15 protein-coding genes are annotated in these 18247 nt (G+C 59.0%); 10 read left to right on the top strand and 5 right to left on the bottom strand.

Going from position 1 to position 18247, the window contains the following annotated elements:
- Positions 1 to 693 precede the first annotated feature (693 nt).
- From AU11_RS10380 to AU11_RS10400, 5 genes are all read left to right on the top strand, one after another.
- Complete coding sequence (locus AU11_RS10380) at positions 694 to 2100, top strand: S1C family serine protease (protein ID WP_231491824.1); 1407 nt, start codon at positions 694 to 696, stop codon at positions 2098 to 2100.
- The gene (locus AU11_RS10385) at positions 2091 to 3125 is read left to right on the top strand and encodes an FHA domain-containing protein (protein ID WP_043319221.1); all 1035 of its coding nucleotides are present in this window, start codon (positions 2091 to 2093) and stop codon (positions 3123 to 3125) included. The genes AU11_RS10380 and AU11_RS10385 overlap by 10 nt, the downstream gene beginning before the upstream one ends.
- Positions 3126 to 3223: 98 nt before the next feature.
- Positions 3224 to 4309, top strand: a complete 1086-nt coding sequence (hisC, locus tag AU11_RS10390; protein ID WP_043319223.1) for a histidinol-phosphate transaminase — start codon at positions 3224 to 3226, stop codon at positions 4307 to 4309.
- 289 nt (positions 4310 to 4598) lie between these two features.
- Entirely contained in the window at positions 4599 to 5489 is an 891-nt protein-coding gene (mepA, locus tag AU11_RS10395; protein WP_051687166.1) for a penicillin-insensitive murein endopeptidase, read from the top strand.
- Positions 5490 to 5499: 10 nt separating this feature from the next.
- Positions 5500 to 6540: a D-alanine--D-alanine ligase gene (locus tag AU11_RS10400; protein ID WP_051687167.1), complete on the top strand. Its 1041-nt coding sequence runs from the start codon at positions 5500 to 5502 to the stop codon at positions 6538 to 6540.
- Positions 6541 to 6745: 205 nt separating this feature from the next.
- Here AU11_RS10400 and AU11_RS10405 read toward each other — a convergent pair whose 3' ends face one another.
- Complete coding sequence (locus tag AU11_RS10405; RefSeq protein WP_043319224.1) at positions 6746 to 7333, bottom strand: HNH endonuclease; 588 nt, start codon at positions 7331 to 7333, stop codon at positions 6746 to 6748.
- 886 nt (positions 7334 to 8219) lie between these two features.
- On the opposite strand from AU11_RS10405, the gene AU11_RS10415 reads away from it, so the two are divergent.
- A complete protein-coding gene (locus tag AU11_RS10415) occupies positions 8220 to 9686 on the top strand; it encodes a PQQ-dependent sugar dehydrogenase (protein ID WP_231491827.1) in 1467 nt (488 codons plus the stop codon).
- 154 nt (positions 9687 to 9840) lie between these two features.
- Here the strand turns inward: AU11_RS10415 and AU11_RS10420 are convergent, their stop codons facing one another.
- Genes AU11_RS10420 through AU11_RS10435 form a run of 4 tightly spaced genes read right to left on the bottom strand, consistent with a single transcriptional unit; the run spans position 9841 to position 15411 of the window.
- Positions 9841 to 10395: a response regulator transcription factor gene (locus tag AU11_RS10420; RefSeq protein ID WP_043319230.1), complete on the bottom strand. Its 555-nt coding sequence runs from the start codon at positions 10393 to 10395 to the stop codon at positions 9841 to 9843.
- Positions 10392 to 11660 carry a sensor histidine kinase KdpD gene (locus tag AU11_RS10425; protein ID WP_043319232.1) on the bottom strand — a complete coding sequence of 423 codons (1269 nt, stop codon included), beginning with the start codon at positions 11658 to 11660 and terminating at the stop codon, positions 10392 to 10394. Before AU11_RS10425 ends, AU11_RS10420 begins: the two co-directional genes overlap by 4 nt.
- 50 nt (positions 11661 to 11710) lie before the next feature.
- Positions 11711 to 13231, bottom strand: coding sequence for a PepSY domain-containing protein (locus tag AU11_RS10430; protein ID WP_043319234.1), 1521 nt, complete (start codon positions 13229 to 13231; stop codon positions 11711 to 11713).
- A gap of 47 nt (positions 13232 to 13278) precedes the next feature.
- The gene (locus AU11_RS10435; protein ID WP_043319236.1) at positions 13279 to 15411 is read right to left on the bottom strand and encodes a TonB-dependent receptor; all 2133 of its coding nucleotides are present in this window, start codon (positions 15409 to 15411) and stop codon (positions 13279 to 13281) included.
- 159 nt (positions 15412 to 15570) lie between these two features.
- On the opposite strand from AU11_RS10435, the gene xseB reads away from it, so the two are divergent.
- The 4 genes from xseB to AU11_RS10455 all read left to right on the top strand — a co-directional run bounded on the left by xseB (position 15571) and on the right by AU11_RS10455 (position 18242).
- Positions 15571 to 15828, top strand: a complete 258-nt coding sequence (gene xseB, locus AU11_RS10440) for an exodeoxyribonuclease VII small subunit (RefSeq protein WP_043319238.1) — start codon at positions 15571 to 15573, stop codon at positions 15826 to 15828.
- Positions 15829 to 16761: a polyprenyl synthetase family protein gene (locus tag AU11_RS10445; RefSeq protein WP_231491829.1), complete on the top strand. Its 933-nt coding sequence runs from the start codon at positions 15829 to 15831 to the stop codon at positions 16759 to 16761. It abuts the gene before it with no gap.
- Positions 16762 to 17199: 438 nt separating this feature from the next.
- A complete protein-coding gene (locus AU11_RS10450) occupies positions 17200 to 17655 on the top strand; it encodes a Rap1a/Tai family immunity protein (protein ID WP_043319239.1) in 456 nt (151 codons plus the stop codon).
- An 83-nt stretch (positions 17656 to 17738) separates the two neighbouring features.
- Positions 17739 to 18242 carry a Na+/H+ antiporter subunit E gene (locus AU11_RS10455; protein ID WP_043319241.1) on the top strand — a complete coding sequence of 168 codons (504 nt, stop codon included), beginning with the start codon at positions 17739 to 17741 and terminating at the stop codon, positions 18240 to 18242.
- Positions 18243 to 18247: the final 5 nt, after the last annotated feature.

Here is an 18247-nt window from a genome sequence, read left to right on the forward strand (position 1 = left end):
CAATCCTTTGGTGAGGGCTTGCCCACACTAAATTCGACAATCTCGTCCCTGCGGTTGCCCCCCACTGGGCGGCTATCGAATTTAGTGTGAGCAAGCCCGGCTGAAGATCGCGTTGCTGCTGCCGGTGTGGAAAGCAAATTCCATCGCCTTCCTTGTTCCACCTTCCATGATGGGCACCGGTACCAGGGTGTCTGCAATCCACCGCGCCGCGGCTCCTGTGACGGCCGGGCATCGCGTCCCCTTCAACCTTGAGGTGAAATTTACGGATTTCGCCATTACAGGTCGATCACACGCCATTACACGCAATTACACGGGTGGGGGTTTATTCCTCAGTCTGATGTTTTTTCCGCCAGCGGGGCACCGTCATCCGGGTGCAGGAGCGTCATGCCAGACTTGATCCGGTACCGGATCCCGAGGGCGGAGTACTTGGTTGGCTCAGTACTGGATGCCGGATCAAGTCCGGCATGACGGGGAAGTGGTTCTGCGCTGGATGCCGGATCAAGTCCGGCCTGCGGTGAAGCCACAACGCTTTGCGGAGGTTTCACTACACTGTGAAGTCGACACCCTGTGTGCGAGACAGGTTTGTGCCTTTCGGGACGATTGCTTGTTGGTGCGCAGCGGATCCCGTAAGATCGGCGGTCATTTCGCCCATAATTTAATCAGCGCTGACTTATCCACACGCACGAGTCCACAATGACGAGAATGTTTTCGCGCCAGAATTACCGCGCCTTTTCCCACGCCTTTGTGGCTTTTATCGCGCTGTGGCTTTATGCATCCATCGCCCAGGCACAGAGTTATGAACAGCTGTACAGCGATTACCGCGGCAGCCTGTATCAGATTCGCCTGATCGAGCTTTCTTCCAATTCCAAGGCGGGGTTGGGTTCCGGCTTCCAGATTTCCAAAGACGGCCTGATCGCCACCAATTACCACGTAGTCTCCGAGGCGGTGCACGATACCGACAAGTACGTCCTTAAATACCTGTCGGTGGATGGCAAGGAAGGCGAGCTTGAGCTGCTGGATGTGGACGTGGTCAACGATCTGGCGATCCTGCGCCAAAAGGGTAAGCCCGGCCCGGATTTCCTGCAGCTGGCCAGTCAGGCACCGAGCAAGGGTGAAACCATTGTTTCCATGGGTAACCCGCTGGATCTGGGGATGACCATCGTCCCCGGCACTTACAACGGCATCGCCGGTGGCAGCTTTTACGATCGCATCCACTTCTCCGGCTCCATCAACCCCGGTATGAGCGGAGGCCCGGTAATCAATCGCAATGGCCAGGTGGTGGGCATCAACGTAGCCACTGCGGGCAACCAGATCAGCTTCCTGGTACCGGTGGACAAGCTGGTGGCCCTGCTGCTGGACTATAAAAAAGACGCCGGCGAAGGCAACGGGGCCTTGGAACTGCAACCCGTCATCAACCGCCAGTTGCACAAAAACCAGCAGCGCATCATCGACCAGATCCTTGACGCCAAATGGCAGCTGCGCCCCCTGGGCGATGCCATGGTGGTGGGGGAAATCGTGCCCTCGATCCAGTGCTGGGGAAATACCAGCGACGACGAAGACGAACTGGTGAAGCAGGTGGCCAAGGGCTGTACCGGCCAGGATGTGGTGTATCTATCTGAGACCTTTGATACCGGGCGGGTGGAATATGAGTTCTTCTGGCTCGAGTCCGAAGACGACTTTCTGTCTTCGCGTTTCTACGCGGCCTACAAGGAAAATATGAGCGGCTTCTTTCCCGGCAACAGCGCCGGTGAGGACGATGTGACCGACTTTAACTGCAAGCAGCAGTTCACCACCCACCCGCGTAACGGCCAGGCGCAGAGTGGTGATAACGCGGAAAAGCGTGAAAATGGTGCAGATGCCACCGACGAGGCGCAAACGCCGCCCAAGGCCAACGGCAGCCGCGAGCCGGTGATTGCACGCACTTCCTATTGCGTGCGCCGCTACAAGGATTACCCGGAGCTGTACGACGTCTTCTATGTGAGCCTCACGGTAGATCACGACAACCGTGCGCTGGTGAGCCACTTCACCCTGTCCGGGTTCACCCAGGAATCCGCCACTGCCTTTACCCAGAAGTTTGCGAGCGAAGTTCAATGGCACTGATTATCGAAGAAATCAATCGTGCCCACCGGGTGTGCAACCGCTTCCGTATGAACGGCGAGCGCGCCACGCTGGGCCGCTGCTATAGCAACGATGTAATGCTGGAAGACCCGCACGTAGACCCGGTACACGCGGAAGTGGTGCAGGATGAAGACGGCTGCTATGTACTGCGCGACCTGAACAGCCTCAACGGCATGCGCCTGATGCGCAACTTTCGCGATAAATCCGTCAAGCAGGCGGACGTGCGTGAGCGCCAGATCCAGTGTGGTGACGAAGTGCAGATCGGCAAAAGCCGGGTGCGTTTTATCGATGCTGAAATGAGCGTGGCGCCGGCGGTCCCCCTGCACTCGGCGGAAAATGTGTTTGACCGGGCGGCAACGCCAATTGTCGCCATCGCCCTGTGCCTGTTGGTGGCAGGGCTCAGCCTGTGGCTGGCCTACCTCGGCAGCACCATGGAATTCGAGTGGACCGGGGCGGTGGAAGTACTCACCGACGCGGTGATCGGGCTGCTGATTTACGCCGCGGCCTGGGCCTTTATCGGCAAGGTGGTCAAGCACGAGGCGCACTTCCTCGCGCACCTTTCCATCGCTGCCACCGCGGCGCTGGTCTATGCCGCCTGGCAGTGGTTTGGCTCCCTGCTCAACTTCAACTTCAACCTGCACCAGGCGCTGCCGCTGCTGAATATCCTGGCATTGGCGGTAATCCTGCCGGTGATGCTGTGGTGCGCGGCCTATCTCGCGCTGAATATCGCTCCACACTGGCGGCTGGTGGCCTCGGTACTGCTGCCCTGGTGCTTCCTGGGCTTTGCCGCGGCGGTCGAGATTGGCAAGATGGACGAGTTCAGCGACTCCCCTGAGGTGTCCAAGGAGCTGAAGTCCAAAAGCCTGCTGTGGCGCAAGCCGGTGCCTCTGGAAGAGTTCCTGGCCTCCACGCCGGCGCTGTTCGATATCCCACTGGATCAGGAGTCTGGCAAGAAAAAAACCGCCAGCAAGGCGACGGAATCGGATCTGGAGGTACGCGGCGAGTAAATGCCCACTTAATCTGGCCCAACCGTCGAACTCTGTGCCGTGAACGCATAAAATCTCCGCGCGCCGCTGCCTTCTGGCGCGCACAAGGAGTGAATGTCATGACCGAGTCCAATAAAGATCACAGCCTTTTCTGGAGCCCCGCGGTGGCGAAGCTGCAGCCGTATGTCCCCGGCGAGCAGCCCAAGACCACCGCGCGCCTGATCAAGCTGAATACCAACGAGAGCCCCTACCCACCCTCTCCCAAGGCGCAGGCGGTGCTGCAGGAAGAAGGCCTGGCTGCCCATCTGCGCCTCTACCCGGACCCGGAATCCACCCAACTGCGCGAGACCATCGCCGCCCAGTTTGACCTGTCACCGGAGCAGGTGTTTGTGGGCAACGGTTCCGACGAGGTACTGGCGCACGCTTTCTACAGCTTCTTCCAGCGCCCGGAGCCGCTACTGTACCCGGACATCACCTACAGCTTTTATCCCGTCTACTGCCAGTTTTACGGCATCGAGTCACAAAAGCTGCCCCTGCGGGACGACTTCTCCATCGCGGTAGAAGACTTTGCCATCGATAACGCCGGCGGCGTGATTATCCCCAACCCCAATGCCCCGACCGGACGCTATTTGCCGCTGGCAGAAATCGAGAAGCTGCTGCAATTGCACCCGGAGCGGGTGGTGGTGATCGACGAGGCCTATATTGATTTTGGTGGCGAGAGTGCGGTCGCCCTGATCGACCGCTACCCGAACCTGCTGGTGATTCACACCCTGTCCAAATCCCACGCCCTGGCGGGTTTGCGCCTGGGTTATGCCATGGGCCAGGCGCACCTGATCGAGGGGCTGAACCGGGCAAAGAACTCCTTCAACTCCTACCCTATCGACGGTATTGCACAGAAAGTCGCGACGGCGGCAATTGCCGACCGGGAGTGGCTGGCGGACAACTGCGCCAAGGTGATCGCGACCCGCGAGTGGACCTGCTCTGAGCTGACCGAGATCGGTTTCGATATCGTCCCTTCCACCGCCAACTTTATCTTTGCCAAGCCCCAAAAAATTTCCGCAGAGGATCTGTTCAACGCCCTGCGCGAACGCAATATCATCGTGCGCTATTTCAACAAGCCGCGGATTAGTGAGTACTTGCGTATCAGCATTGGAACCGATGAGGAAATGCAGGCGCTGGTGGCGGCTTGTCGGGAAGTTTTATAGCTCTCTAGAGTTTTTCACCCTCAAACCAGTTGGCAAGGGATTGGGTAGTTCTGAAGGCTTGGATGGCCGGGGCTCTCTCGCTAGACCTTCACCGCCATGGACGGCGGTGCAGAGCCCCCAGGGATGGGTTCACGGCGTGTCTAGCGAGAGAGCACCGGCCAGCCAAGCCGCCCCTCAATAGCCGACAACCGCCAAAAACCACGAAAGCGGATACTTCCACAGAACTAGCGGACGGAACCTCTATAATTTCTCGACCACCAAACCCTAAATCGACGTACCCGCAGTAACCATGTCGCCTCAGATCAAGAAAGCCTTTCAAATCCTATCCGCCGCCACACTGGCTCTGTTGGCGAGCACCTCTTCCGCCAAAAACCCCTGGGAAGCGGTGAAGAAACCGTCGAACCAGCTGCCCGAAAGCATCGGCAGCTACAGCAACGGCTGTCTGAGCGGCGCGGAGCAGATGCCATTGCGCGGCGAAGGCTTTCAGCTGGTGCGCACCGGGCGCGACCGTCACTACGGCAATCCGTATCTGGTGGAGTTTCTCAAGGATTTTTCCAACGCCGTGGAAGAAAACAACCTCGGTCGGCTGCAGATCGGTGATATGTCCATGGCCCGTGGCGGACCGTTTAGCAGCGGGCACAAGAGCCACCAGCAGGGGCTGGATGCGGATATCTGGTTTTCCCAGGATAAGCGCGCCGCCGAGCGCCCGCTGACAGCCTGGGAGCGGGACAATATCTCCGCTATCCCCATGGCCGACGAGCGCAAGCATGTACTGCTGGAGGAAAACTGGGATCCGCGTATTCCCAATATCCTGCGTCTAGCCTCGGAAGATCCTCGCGTCGCACGAATCTTCGTGCACCCCACCATCAAGCGAAAAATGTGCAATATTGCAGGGAGCGATAACGAATGGTTGCGCAAGGTGCGCCCCTGGTGGGGACACAATTACCACTTTCATGTACGTCTGAACTGCCCGCCGGGGGACAAAAATTGCAAGCCGCAGGCGAAGGTACGCGGCAAACCCTGCGGCGGCGGCCTGGACTGGTGGTTTAGCGATGAATTTTACGCCATTCTAAACGGTACCGCGCCCACCAAACCCAAGCCGGAAAAACCGCCTAAGAAACCAGAAATGCCCACTCAGTGCGCCCAGGTACTGACGGCACCGGCAGAGCCGAACAACTGATGAGAGCCAGATGAATACACAGGCCCCAAATAGCACCCCATCACGGACCATTCACGTTTTGCTGATCTGCGGCGGTGGCGGCAGTGAGCACGATGTTTCCCTGCGCACCGCGGATTTTATCCAACGGGAACTGGCGAAATCACCGACGGTCCAGCTGACCCGGGTCACCATGGACGGCGATGGCCGCTTTGTGGATGAGAATGACCAGGTACGGGAGTTACGCTCAGACAAGCTGTTGTACAGCGCATCGGGCGGCAATTCCGGCAGTGCGCAGCCGGTGGATTATGTAGTCCCGGCGATTCACGGTTACCCCGGGGAAACCGGCGATCTGCAATCGCAGCTGGAAATTCTCGGACTACCCTATTTCGGCTGCGGGCCTGAGGCGAGCAAGATCTGTTTTAACAAGATCACTACCAAGCTTTGGCTGACGGCCCTTGGGATCGACAATACCCCGTATCAGTTTCTGTGTGCGGACAATGCAGACGAGGCGGCGAAGGCGCAGGATGCATTGAAGCAATGGGGTTCGGTGTTTGTGAAGGCGTCGAACCAGGGGTCTTCGGTGGGTTGTTACAAGGTGAGCGATCCGGAGGCTCTGGATGGGGCTTTGCGGGAGGCGTTCAAACTGTCGCCCTATGTGCTGGTGGAGAAGTGTCTTAAGGTGCGGGAGCTGGAGGTGGCGGCTTACATCTATGACGGCGAATTGGTTGTGACGCCGCCGGGTGAGGTGTGTGCGCCGGAGGATACATTTTATAGTTACGAGGAAAAGTACGCGGAGGCCAGCCGGGCGCGGACCCATGTGGTGGCGGAGGGCTTGTCGGATGCACAGCTGGGATGGATTCGCGAGGCGTCCAAGCGGGCGTTTGTGGGTTTACAGTTAAAGGACCTTTCGCGGATTGATTTCTTTCTGACGGATGACGGGGAGATTTATCTGAATGAGGTAAATACCTTTCCGGGGATGACTTCTATTTCGATGTTCCCGAAAATGCTGCAAAACCAGGGGCATGATTTTTCATCTTATCTCGGTACTCTCATCCGAAGTGCAGTCCAGTAACTTATCCCGGTGGCGGTGACGCTACCGGGTGCAGCTTTGTAAGACACGAGCTAGGCGCCCCCCCGATAACCCATCCATGGGGGCTCTTCCACGAGGTGGCCCGGCCGCTCCACGGATTCACGGCGCCTTCGGCCCCTCTCGCGGAAGGCCTTACAAAGCTGCACCCGGCATCGTCACCTTCACAATTCCCTTCAAATAAACCTACTCAACTGACCTGCGGCAGCCCATTTTCCAGCCACCCTTCCTGCCGTTTTCTCGAAAACTGCCCCCGTAAAAACTCCATCTGATCTCCACGAATCCGCGCACTGTTGGTAAGTGCCAGGTATTCCGCCGCATTGGGAACAAATGGCAGCGCCAGTAGTTCCATGTCGATATTTTCCAACAGCCGGTTGCCCTTGTGCTGATTGCAGCGCCGGCAGGCGGTGACGACGTTTTCCCAGGTATCACGGCCGCCTTTGGAGACGGGGTGAATATGGTCGCGGGTGAGTTCGCGGATGGGGAATCCGTTACCGCAGTACAGGCACAGGTGCTGATCCCGCGCGAACAGGGCGCGGTTGGTGAGGGGCGGGCGGGTTCGGGGGCGGGCCATGCGGTCGCCACCGCAGGCGATGATGGCGGCGAGGTCAAGGGTTGAGCGCTCACCGAGGCGGTTAATTCCCCCATGTACCGTCTGTACAACACCACCAAGAGTCCAGGTGACCAGTTCCCGCACATACAAACAGGCGGCTTCTTCCCAGGTCAGCCATTCGAGGGGTTGGCCGGCGAGATTCAGCCTCAGGATTTGCGCTTGCATGAGTTCACCTCCCGTTTTTGCGAGCTCAGGAAACCATTCAATAAACAACAAAGCCCCGCGGACAGTCCGGCGAGGCTCGGGGAATTTAAAAAGTTGTCAGGGAAAACGTGGACAGAAGACTTGGAGAAAGAAGCGGAGAGAGAGGAAGAATTCGATGCGCGGGAGGAATGGAGCGAATTCTGGAGCCGATGGAGGCTAGACCACCAGTGATGAGCGGGTGGTTGCGGTACGAACGGGTACAGCATTTGATTACTGAATTCGTTATCCTCCTCATACCCACCAGTCATAAAATTGGACCGGCTTGCTCTGATTAAAGCGGAGGTTTGTTACGATTTCCAGACAGTGGAGGCAATCCGCTGCAGAAATCTACCAAACAGCCGCAGCGAGCCTGTATAGACAAGATGTGAAAGCGTTAAAACAAGAAGAACCATACGGCGAGTTCAGGAAGGAAAGAAATTTTGCAGGCTCAGAATGTAAAACACCGCTTGAGCAATCCGGCCCAAGCGGTGCGTCTCACAGGATGGTGCCCAAATCCTTTCGGGCTGGCAGCGCGGTCTCCAATCCTTGGTGACCTGTCCTTGCCGCCGTTGCAATCCGTTCTCCGTCCTTGCAAATACATTATGATGGTCGAATGGGAAAATTAGGGTAGTGGGAAAGTGCTGAACTTGTTGTAAGAGATGTCTTACAAGCGAGTGACGGTCGTCACATTAAACCTGATCAGGTCCGGGGGAGGCGCGTGGCGCGTATCGCAACTGGTACGTCTGTGCGACATTCAGCGGCTTACTATAGTTACTTCTGTTACGAGATCAAGACAACTGTGAGATCTACGTCGAAAAAAGCGCTAGTTTTTTATCTTTTCGCTGCATTTGGCGCCATTGGGGTGTTTGTGCTGGTTTTAGCCCTGTCACTGGGGTGGGTGCCGGGGGTGAATGTACCCTGGGGCCAATTGTTCGGCGCCAGCACCAGCGATGACACAGTACAGCATCAACTAAAAGTTGCTGACGGGTTTCACCTGGAGCTGTTTGACGATGAGGTACCCAATGCGCGTTTTATGACGATTACCCGCAATGGCGATCTATTGGTATCACAACCCAAGCTCGGTCAGGTCAGCCTGCTTCTGAGTGACCGCAACCGCGATGGTAAGGCGGATGGCAAGCGGGTGCTGATCGACGGACTCAAGCGCCCTCATGGTCTGGCACTGTTTGAAGACTGGCTGTACATCGCAGAGAGCGACGGCGTTGGCCGGGTCCCGTTCGACCACTCGGATGGCCGTATCGCCGGTAGTTACCAGAAGGTCGTGAGCGGCCTTGCCGATACCGGAAATCACTGGACCAAAACCATCGGCATGGGGCCGGATGGCTGGATGTATCTTTCCAGCGGCTCTACCTGCAATGTCTGCGCAGAAGAAGACCCGCAGCGCGCAACGATCATGCGCTTTCGACCGGACGGTAGCCATTTCGAGATATTCGCCACCGGCCTGCGCAATAGCGTCGGTTTCGACTGGTCTCCCAAAGATGGCGCCCTCTACGCTACAGACAACGGCCGCGACTGGCTCGGCAATGATTTCCCGCCCTGCGAACTGAACCGAATTCAGAAAGACGGGTTTTACGGCTGGCCCTACGCCAATGGCGACCGTATTCCAGACCCGGACCTGGGAATTAACGGCAGTGCGCGCATTCAGCAAAAAATCAAAACGTCCATTCCACCGGTATTTGAATTCCGTGCGCACAATGCACCGCTGGGGATGCGCTTTTTACGCAGCCCCCTGCAACCGGCCGCCTTCCGCGACGCTGCACTGGTGGCACTGCACGGCTCCTGGAACCGGGATGTGAAAGACGGCTACAAGGTGCTGGCTCTGCACTGGGGTGAGGATGGACAGATTCGTGCGGAGGATTTTATCTGGGGCTTTTTAGGCGAAGATCGCGAAACGGTATACGGTCGACCGGTGGATATCGCCGAAGATGTGCGGGGCAATATCTATATTTCCGACGACTACGCCGGTGCAATCTATCGCGTGCGTGCGGGGACAGCCTCCGGTGCAGATACAGCGCCGGAGGATAAACGCGCGCCCATCAGCGCCCCCAAAAAGCCACTCGCTATCGACAGTAGTGCCGCCCGTCAGGGCGCGCAGATCTTCGAGCGTCGCAATTGCACACGCTGCCACCAGCAGCTTCCATTAAAAGACCTGAGCCGTCGCTATACCATCAAGCAGCTCGCGGATTACTTCGACACCCCCACGCCGCCGATGCCCAATTACGGTTTCAGTAACAGCCAGAAGCGTGCCCTAGCCCACTACTTGATGGAGCGGGAGATCAAGGGCGGCGGGCGGCAGCTGGAACATTTTCTGCCTTAAAACGACGTAACCCCGGTGTAGGCCGGGATCTAGGAAGCGGAGTACTCGGCTGGTTGCGGGCTGGATGCCGGATCAAGTCCGGCATGACGGTGGATCTCATCATCCCGACTCTGGGGCTGGTATGGAGAGATTGGACGGAGGAGTGGGAAAAGAGTTACTGCCCTTTCGGCCGTTTCTGCAATTTGCGCTGCAGGGTCCGCCGGTGCATCCCGAGGGCGCGGGCGGTTGCGGAAATATTGCCTTCGTTTTCCGCCAGCACCCGCTGAATATGCTCCCACGCCAGCCGGTTGACCGACGGTGGTGCGCTGGCAATTTCCGGTAGCTCCGGAACAACATCGGCTGCTCCCTGCTCGCCGGTCAATGCCGCCACCAGTTGATCGCCTCCGGCCGGTTTGCACAGGTAATCGTCTGCCCCCAGTTTGATGGCCGCCACCGCGGTTGGAATACTGGAATAACCGGTCAGTACGATGATCCGCGCACGCGGGTTGGCCGAACGCAGTGGCGCTATCAGCTCCAGCCCACTGTCGCGGTGAATTTTCAGATCCAGTAGTGCGCAATCAAATTTTTCCCGCGCGACCAGTCCCTGCGCTTCATCCACCGACTCTGCCACCCGGGTGTCAAAGCCCCGGCGCGACATGGCCCGCTCCAGCATATTGCGGGTACCGGATTCATCGTCGACGATGAGTAGTCGTGGGCTGGAGCGACTCACAGGGCCTCCTCATGTTCGTTTTCCAGTGGCAGTTCGATGGTGGCGACCGTACCCGGAACATCCTTGCGCGCGGTCAGCGTCAACTTGCCGCCAAGCTGCGCAAGAGCGGTTTTGCACAGGATCAGTCCGATACCGAAACCACCGGATTCCGCACTCGGGTTCTCAGATTCGAGCCCGCGGCCACTGTCGGCAATTTCGATGCGCAGGCGATCTCTGCTCCAGTCCACATCGAGGGCCACCGGTTGTGGAATATCTGCAGCCAGAGATGCATCCAGGGCATTGTTCAGAATATTGATCAGGGTCTGCTCCAGGGTCAGCGGCAGGCGCGCCTGTTGATGATTGGAACCACGCTGCTGCAGTGTGAAGCGCGCGTCCGGGCGCAGCAGCTGCCAGCGTTCTAGGCTGCGCTCGATAAACGCCGCCACCGACTGCAGCTCTTCACTGCCCGCAGGGTCCCGCGCGCGGCTTTTCAGCTGCTCCAGGGCCTGCTTGCACAGATTAACCTGCTGCTGCAGCAATTCCAGATCGTCTTTTACCGGCTCGGAAAAGTCCTGCTGTTGCGCCTGTAATTCCTCCACCAGCAACCCGATCGTCTGCAGGGGCGAGGCCAACTCGTGGGCAGTGCCCGCCGCCAGCGTCCCCAGAGAAAGGACCTGATCGCGCCGCGCCTGCTCCTGTCGCAACTTGTGCAGGTGGCGATCGCGGCTGCGCAGGGCCTCCGCCATGCTGTTGACGAAGCCGGCGATAAGCAGCGCAGAGAAGGTGAAGGTTGCCCACATGCCGATCAGGTGTTGATAAAAATCACTGCCCTCACTGGCGTGACTCATGTTGTGGCCGGCGTGAGCACCGTGCCCACTCTCCACACCGGGAAAAAACACCATCAACCCGGTGTAGATGGCGATACTGATGGCGGCCATCAGCCAGGCAAAAAAGCGCGGCTGGGTGGCCGCGGCGATAGTCAGGGGAACCAGCAGATAGGTGACGAAGGGATTGGCAGCGCCGCCGCTAAAGGCCAGCAACGGCGGCAGCCACAGCCAGTCCATCAGCAGGTGACCGAAAAACTCCCGCCGCCCCACCGCAACGCTTCCGCGCGCGCGCCAGCCGCTGATCAGTGTGGTTACCACTCCCAGTACTACAAACACCAGTGCACTGCCACTGAGAGAATCCGCCAGCCACAGGCTGACACCGATATAGGCCGAGAGCGCGATGGCCCGCAGCGCCGTAAGACGCCGCAGGTTGGTGATGATGGTTTTGTCTCCACCCAAGGGCGGCACTGGGGATGACACGGGCAATCTACTCGGTAAAACGTATATTGCTATTGTGTCGCGGGGGCGGGCATTGGGCCAGTACTCGCGCTCCGGGATTTGCGCACCGCCTTTTTACGGCGCCCCGCGAGCATCACACCGCCGATCACACTGCTGCCGATCAACACCAGCAGAGTGGCGACGATCAGGTAATCCCGCACCTGACGACCGGTAAACGGGGTCAGGTGGCTCCATTTGTGCAACAGGGAGAAAGACAGGCTCTCGACACGATCGACGCCACGGGACTGATCCACCAGAACCCCGGTCACCGGATCCACAAACAGCATGGTCTTATCGTCATTGGCGACGTCCACCTGCCACACCGGCAGGCGCTTGTTGCGAAAGTCGTAGCCCGGCCCGTAGCGGGTCACCAGCGACATACCGGCGATATCCTCGGGCCGAATACCGGCAAGCCGCGCAGCCAGCAGCTGGGCCTGTTCGCGGTCACCAAATTCGGTCAGTAACTGGCCACTGCGCGCATCCACAAACAGGGATCCCGCTTCCGATGGGCGGCCATCAAAACGCTGGTTGCGATTGCCGGGCGCTGCACTTTGTGCCGGAGCCAGGCCCACGCGGTACATCGGCATGCCCTCTGCGCCGCGAATCAGCGACAGACTGTTGATGGCGCGGCCATCCAGCGCGTTTACCCAGGCAAAGTCCGTATTCAGGTTTCGGTACTCCCCCGCTTCGCCGAGGCGCAGCCCCTGCACCGACTCCACCAGAGAGGACTGCAGCAGGTGATAGAAACCGCTCGCGGACCAGCCCAGTAGCGGCAGCCACAGCACATAGCCGAGCAGGCGGTGATAGCGGCGTTTGCCGTCTTTGATTTTCCTGTGCTTCAGGGCAAATACCAGTGCGAGCCCAGTGGCCGCAAAAGCAAACAGGGTCAGCATCAGCAGGCCGATCAGGATCAGGCGGCCGTATTCCAGATCGTCCAGCCAGGCAAAGGTGTGCAGCTGGCGGAACACACTCTGCATCAGGGTTTTTGTGCTGTCGGTCATGGAGGCCAGGGCCGCCGTTTCCGTGTGCACGAACAGGGTCAGGCCATCATCACCTTCAAACCGGATCCGGTACACCGGAAGCAGTCGATTGACCGAGGGATAGGTATTGTCGAACTGGGTTTGCACCTGCACATCGGCAATCTCATCGGCCGGGCGGCCGCTGTAATAGGCCGCCAGCCAGCGGGCTTGGTGCAGGTCGCCGTCGAGCACTTCACGGCCGCTGTCGAGGTCGTAATAACGGCGCGGCTCGGTTTCGGAATGGGTCACCTGCAGCAACGGCGCTCCGACGCTCGGCACCAGCTTCACAACACGCGCGCCGCTGACCTTTTCCCCGTCCGCCAGCAGCGCCGGCAGCTTGCCCAGTTCAGAGGCCTCTAGGCTCACCGAGGGCGGGAAGAACTTGGCCGCCGACGGCCCAAACCAGGCCATCATCGGGTGGCTGATACCGGAAGTGGCCCATATCAGGATACCCGCCAGCGCCCACCATCCGAGCTTGTTGTGCCAGTCCAGCCACTGCTTTTTCAGGTTCATGCTGTTCTCTTTTGATTGTTGTTTTTATTACGCCGTGTATCAGGGAATCAGAAGCGGTAGCGCACACCGGCAAACAGCGAGCGCGGCAGTCCCGGGCGGTAACTCAGGTCTTCATCGCCCACCTGGTTGGAGGTGTAGGTGGAGTAGCGCTCGTCGGTAATATTCGACAGGCGCGCGTAGACAGACAGGTCTTCACCCACGTCGTGGGTGGCGCGCAGGTTGAACAGTTCGTGGCCGGCGTATTGCTGGGTGTTGGTTTCGTCGGTGTAGTAGTCACCCATGTGCGACCACTCCAGCTCCATGCGCAGGCCGGTGAGCCACTCGGGCGTATAGGCCAGAGTGACGTTGGCGAGGGACTCCGGCGCGCGGCTGATATCGTTGCCGGCGAAGTTCAGGTTTTCGCTGACCATGCAGAAACAGCTGGGATCAAACCGGCTGAATACGTAGGAGTAGTCCTCGTACTGCTGGCGCATGGCCGCATAGGAAACCCCCAGCTGCCACTGCTGCCCTACTGGCGCCTGCACGGAAACCTCCACCCCCTGGTGGCTGGTCTCACCGGCGTTGGTGGTCTTGCGATCATTGCCCTCGTCTGTGTTGGAAATGTAACTGACAATGTCGTTTTCGGTGGTCATGTCATACACCGCCACCTCGTAATTCACCCGCTCGGCGACGATACCGCGCAGGCCGATTTCCTGGCTGACGCTGGTCACCGGTTCCAGCTCGGTGGTGCCCTCTGAGGAACCCGGACGGAACAGGGTACCCACGGTGGGCGCGCGGAAAGCGTGGCGATAGCTGGCGTAGAGCTGGTGGCTGTCGCTGAGTTTGTACACCGCCCCCAGTTTGGGGCTCAGGTTGTCGTAGTCCCGGGACTGGGACGCCGGACGGAAGTGAGAGGGGTCCGTATTCGGCGTACCCAGCTGATCCTCGTAGTCCACCTCGAACACGTCGTAGCGCAGGCCGGCACTCAACAGCCAGTTTGCGCTGGGGGCGAATTCCGCGTGTACATACGGGGAAACGGAGGTCTGCTCCGCTTCAAAGTGGTAGGTCAGCTCGCCGGTGCGCGTGTAATCCACAAAGTATTCACCGTCCTGTGTGGCCGTGATGCGTTCCTCGCGGTATTCCGACGGGGTGTAGTCCGCGTCCACTCCGACAATCACTTCGCCGCCGTCGAAATCCCGGCGGTACTTCAGCAGCAGGCCGTAGGAGCTGAATTCGGTATCGCGGATATTCGGGTCGTAGGTCACCATCCAGCTGGGCATCATCGCCGAGGTGTTGTGGCGTACAAACGGGGTGGCGGTAATCAGGCTCTTCTCGTCGGGGGTGTAGGAAAGCTCGGAAGACAGGCGAAAGGCCTCGATATCCCGACCGCCGATATCCCCGTGGTACAGGTTTTTCTGCACATTGTTGCGGTAGTCCTCTTCTTCAAGACCGGACACACCGCTCTGGTCGATGGTGGAGTAAGACAACACCGTCTTGCTGTCCCAGCCCTCGGCAAACTGGCTGTCCAGGCGGCCGCTCATGGAGGTGCGGGTGTAGTCGGCCTCCTCACGGAAACCTTCGCTGGCGGTGCTGTTCAGGTCCAGGCGAAAGGCGCTGCTCTCCCCCAGCTTGTTGCCGCCGGAGATCAGCGCGCGCTGCCAGCCGTCCGCACCCAGTTCGCCATTGATGGAAAATTCGGCAGCGTCCGGTGCCGCCTTGGTGACCGCATTGATCACCCCGCCGATAGCATCGCTGCCGTATAGCGCCGACGCGGGGCCCTTGGTGACCTCCAGCTGCGCGCTCTGTGGCACATTGATCTCGTACAGGCCGTTGTGGTTGAAGAAGCCGGTGGGACGGGTGGGAATGCCATCTTCCAGAAACAGGTAGACCCCGGCGGTGGAGATGGGCTGGCGAATCGAGGTCATATGCCCTTCCCCGCCCAGGTTATTCACATGCACCCCGGCCACGCGGTTGAGGGCATCTGCGGGATGCGCCGGCGCGATATGCTCCAGTGCCTCCTCGCTGATCACGCCGACGGATTCCGCCAGCTCCGAGCGGGTCTTGGCCTCGCGCGTGGCGGTGACGATAACCTGCTCGAGTGCATTGTCGGGCAGCGAGGCAGTCTCCGTGGCAGCGAGGGTTGCGGGAATCAGTGCGATCAGGGCGAGGGGGCGGAGTAAATAGGGGGCAGAGTGCGACACGGTAACTTCCTTGTTCGGCGATTTTACCAATGGATAAATGCTACCGAAAAAGCCTGCGACACAAGTGCGCCATATTGTCGCAGGTGGTGTGACATTGACCCCTTTTCCACTTGCCGCTAAGGTTGCCCGCACCCGCATGTCCTATCAGAGAATTACCCCATGGCCGCGAAGAAGAGAGCCGCAACATTCGAAAGCGCACTGGAAGAGCTGGAGCAGCTGGTAGAACGGCTGGAAAGTGGCGATCTGCCCCTGGATGAAGCCCTCTCGGACTTTGAGCGCGGGGTAAAACTGACCCGCGAATGCCAGCAGAAGCTGGCCAGTGCCGAGCAGAAAGTGAAGGTGCTGATGGAAGAGAACGGAAAGGTGCAGGAGCTGCCCTTCGACGCCGCCGATGAATTTTCCGGAGACGCGGAGTAAGTGAGCAGTTCTTCTCCGGCTGCCACGCCCGTGCCCGCCAAGCTGAAAGCCTTCCTGCAGTCCTCCAGTCAGCAGGTCGAGCAGACCCTCAAGGCCGCCCTGGCCGACCAGAGTGACGCCGAAGCCCTGTTTGCCGCCATGCAGTACGCCGCCCTCGGCCCCGGTAAACGCCTGCGCCCGGCACTGGTTTATGCCTCGGCATTGGCACTAGCCGGTGAATCAGCGTCCGCAAAATGCCACGCGGCGGCGGCCGCTCTGGAGTGCATACACGCCTACTCCCTGGTACACGACGACCTGCCGGCCATGGACGACGACGACCTGCGTCGCGGACGCCCCACCTGCCATATCCAGTTTGATGAGGCCACCGCGATCCTCGCCGGGGACGCCCTGCAGTGCCAGGCATTCGAGTTACTGGTAAACGCACACTTGCCGGCGGAGCTGAAGGTGACCGTTCTTGCTGAGCTCGCGCGCGCTGCCGGCGCCCGAGGCATGGTCGCCGGCCAGGCCATCGACCTCGCCGCCGTCGATCACACCCTGACCCTGGCGCAACTTAAAGAGATGCACCGTCTGAAAACCGGTGCGCTGATTGTCGCCAGTGCGCGCATCGGCGCCCTGATCGGCGGGGCGGATGATGCCCAACTTGCCGCGATCACCCAGTATGCCGAGGCAATTGGCCTGGCATTTCAGGTACAGGATGACATTCTGGATGTGACTGCAGACACCCAGGTACTCGGCAAAACCCAGGGGGCTGACGCAGCGCGCAACAAACCCACCTACGTTTCGCTACTGGGGCTGGACGGGGCTCAGGCCAAAGCCGATGAGCTGCACCGGGAAGCAAGCCTGGCCCTGGGGAAACTTTCCACTGGCGCCAAAAGCGTCAACACCGACATTCTTCAGCAACTGGCCGATTACATCGTCAAACGACGTTATTGATCGGTCTGACCGATCGTCACCAGGCGCCACTTTCAACACCCTGGCAGAGGCGCGGATCCGCCCAGCCACTTTCCCCTATTCGCTCGCGTATTCCCGCCGGTACCGACCTCAACGCCAAATGATTGGCTTACTCCCTCTGCCACGAAAACGGCACCCATACGCCGCGCCCCAAATCCCCTCCAAAACTTGTGAAACATTGCATACCGGCACGACCGCAGAGCTTTCCTGTGCTTTATTACAACCGTGCGCTTTCAAAAAATACCAAGGCAAGCTCAGTTCTTGGCAGCCGAACCAATTTGACGAACAACAAAAACTCTGCAAGATTTACCAAAGCCTGCACACGGAAAGGCCCCACGCCCCGCAAAAATAGAAAAACACTGAGGGTGCTGGGTGTGTACAGGTGAAATAAAACATAAATAAAAATAATAGGTGACGAGAATGAAGCAACAACTGCGTTCAGTGATTGCCCCCGCGGCCGTCGCCGCATTGACAATTGGCCTGACAAGCGATGTACTTGCAGAACCTCTCACGGCAACGGAGCTGATAGAGGCTTGCAAAAGCCACCAGGTTGACCAGCAAAGCGCCCAAGCCACCAGCTGCCGGGCATTTATCCACGGCTACCTGTCTGCAAGCAGAGATATTGTTGCCGCAGACGAGCGCCCATCCGAATTTGTCGCACGCGCCATTCGCACGCGTGCCAGCCGCCTCTCCGACGACGCGGCCCAACGGCTCAGCAGCCGCTACTGTCTGCCAGAGGCAGCAACGCTTGACACCCTGATTGGCAAAGTCTCAGAACTTTCACAGCCCTTTGCCGAAGAGGCAACGGCGGAATCCGCGATGCTGACAGTTTTTGAAAATCACTATCGCTGTAAAAAAGATGTACCGAACCCCTGATGTGGTTTCGTTGCCCCACTTGGCCAGCGCTCACCACACCGGGCTTATTCGCACTCTAATATGGTTTCTGTAGTAGATTATTCATGCGTTATACCCTGTGCCTTTTTGCCGTTCTCGCATTTATATGGCTGAGTAACTCCGGGCAATACACTGCCCTGATTCTCGCTTTTGGCTTAGCTTCCACGGTCTTTGTGATCCTCATTGCCCGGCGCATGAAAGTGGTGGATGGAGAATCCCTGCCGCTGCAATTGTGGGCAACGTTACCCGGTTACTATCTGTGGCTACTGCGCAAAATCATCGTCAGCAATCTGGAAGTGGCCGCCTGTGTGTGGGGCGGTATCGTTTCCCGACGCACGACCATCTCCCCCTGCAGTGAACGTATCCCCGTCGACCTGTCATCCGATCTCGGCCGGGTTCTCTATGCCAATTCCATTACCCTGACCCCGGGTACAGTAGCAGTGGACATCGATAATAACTCGGTGCTGGTACATGCGCTTCGCCGCAGCGGCCTGGATGATCTCAAGCGGGGCGAGATGGAACGGCGGGTTGCGGCTCTTACCGACGACACACCCGTTTCTGAACTCTGACAGGG

Source organism: Microbulbifer sp. HZ11 (assembly GCF_000708675.1).
Classification (GTDB): Bacteria; Pseudomonadota; Gammaproteobacteria; order Pseudomonadales; family Cellvibrionaceae; genus Microbulbifer.

Excerpts from the sequence above, each read along its gene's own strand:
- AU11_RS10380 (WP_231491824.1), top strand. The coding sequence starts at position 694 with ATGACGAGAATGTTTTCGCGCCAGAATTACCGCGCCTTTTCCCACGCC.
- AU11_RS10385 (WP_043319221.1), top strand. The coding sequence starts at position 2,091 with ATGGCACTGATTATCGAAGAAATCAATCGTGCCCACCGGGTGTGCAAC.
- hisC (WP_043319223.1), top strand. The coding sequence starts at position 3,224 with ATGACCGAGTCCAATAAAGATCACAGCCTTTTCTGGAGCCCCGCGGTG.
- mepA (WP_051687166.1), top strand. The coding sequence starts at position 4,599 with ATGTCGCCTCAGATCAAGAAAGCCTTTCAAATCCTATCCGCCGCCACA.
- AU11_RS10400 (WP_051687167.1), top strand. The coding sequence starts at position 5,500 with ATGAATACACAGGCCCCAAATAGCACCCCATCACGGACCATTCACGTT.
- AU11_RS10405 (WP_043319224.1), bottom strand. The coding sequence starts at position 7,333 with ATGCAAGCGCAAATCCTGAGGCTGAATCTCGCCGGCCAACCCCTCGAA.
- AU11_RS10430 (WP_043319234.1), bottom strand. The coding sequence starts at position 13,231 with ATGAACCTGAAAAAGCAGTGGCTGGACTGGCACAACAAGCTCGGATGG.
- xseB (WP_043319238.1), top strand. The coding sequence starts at position 15,571 with ATGGCCGCGAAGAAGAGAGCCGCAACATTCGAAAGCGCACTGGAAGAG.
- AU11_RS10450 (WP_043319239.1), top strand. The coding sequence starts at position 17,200 with ATGAAGCAACAACTGCGTTCAGTGATTGCCCCCGCGGCCGTCGCCGCA.
- AU11_RS10455 (WP_043319241.1), top strand. The coding sequence starts at position 17,739 with ATGCGTTATACCCTGTGCCTTTTTGCCGTTCTCGCATTTATATGGCTG.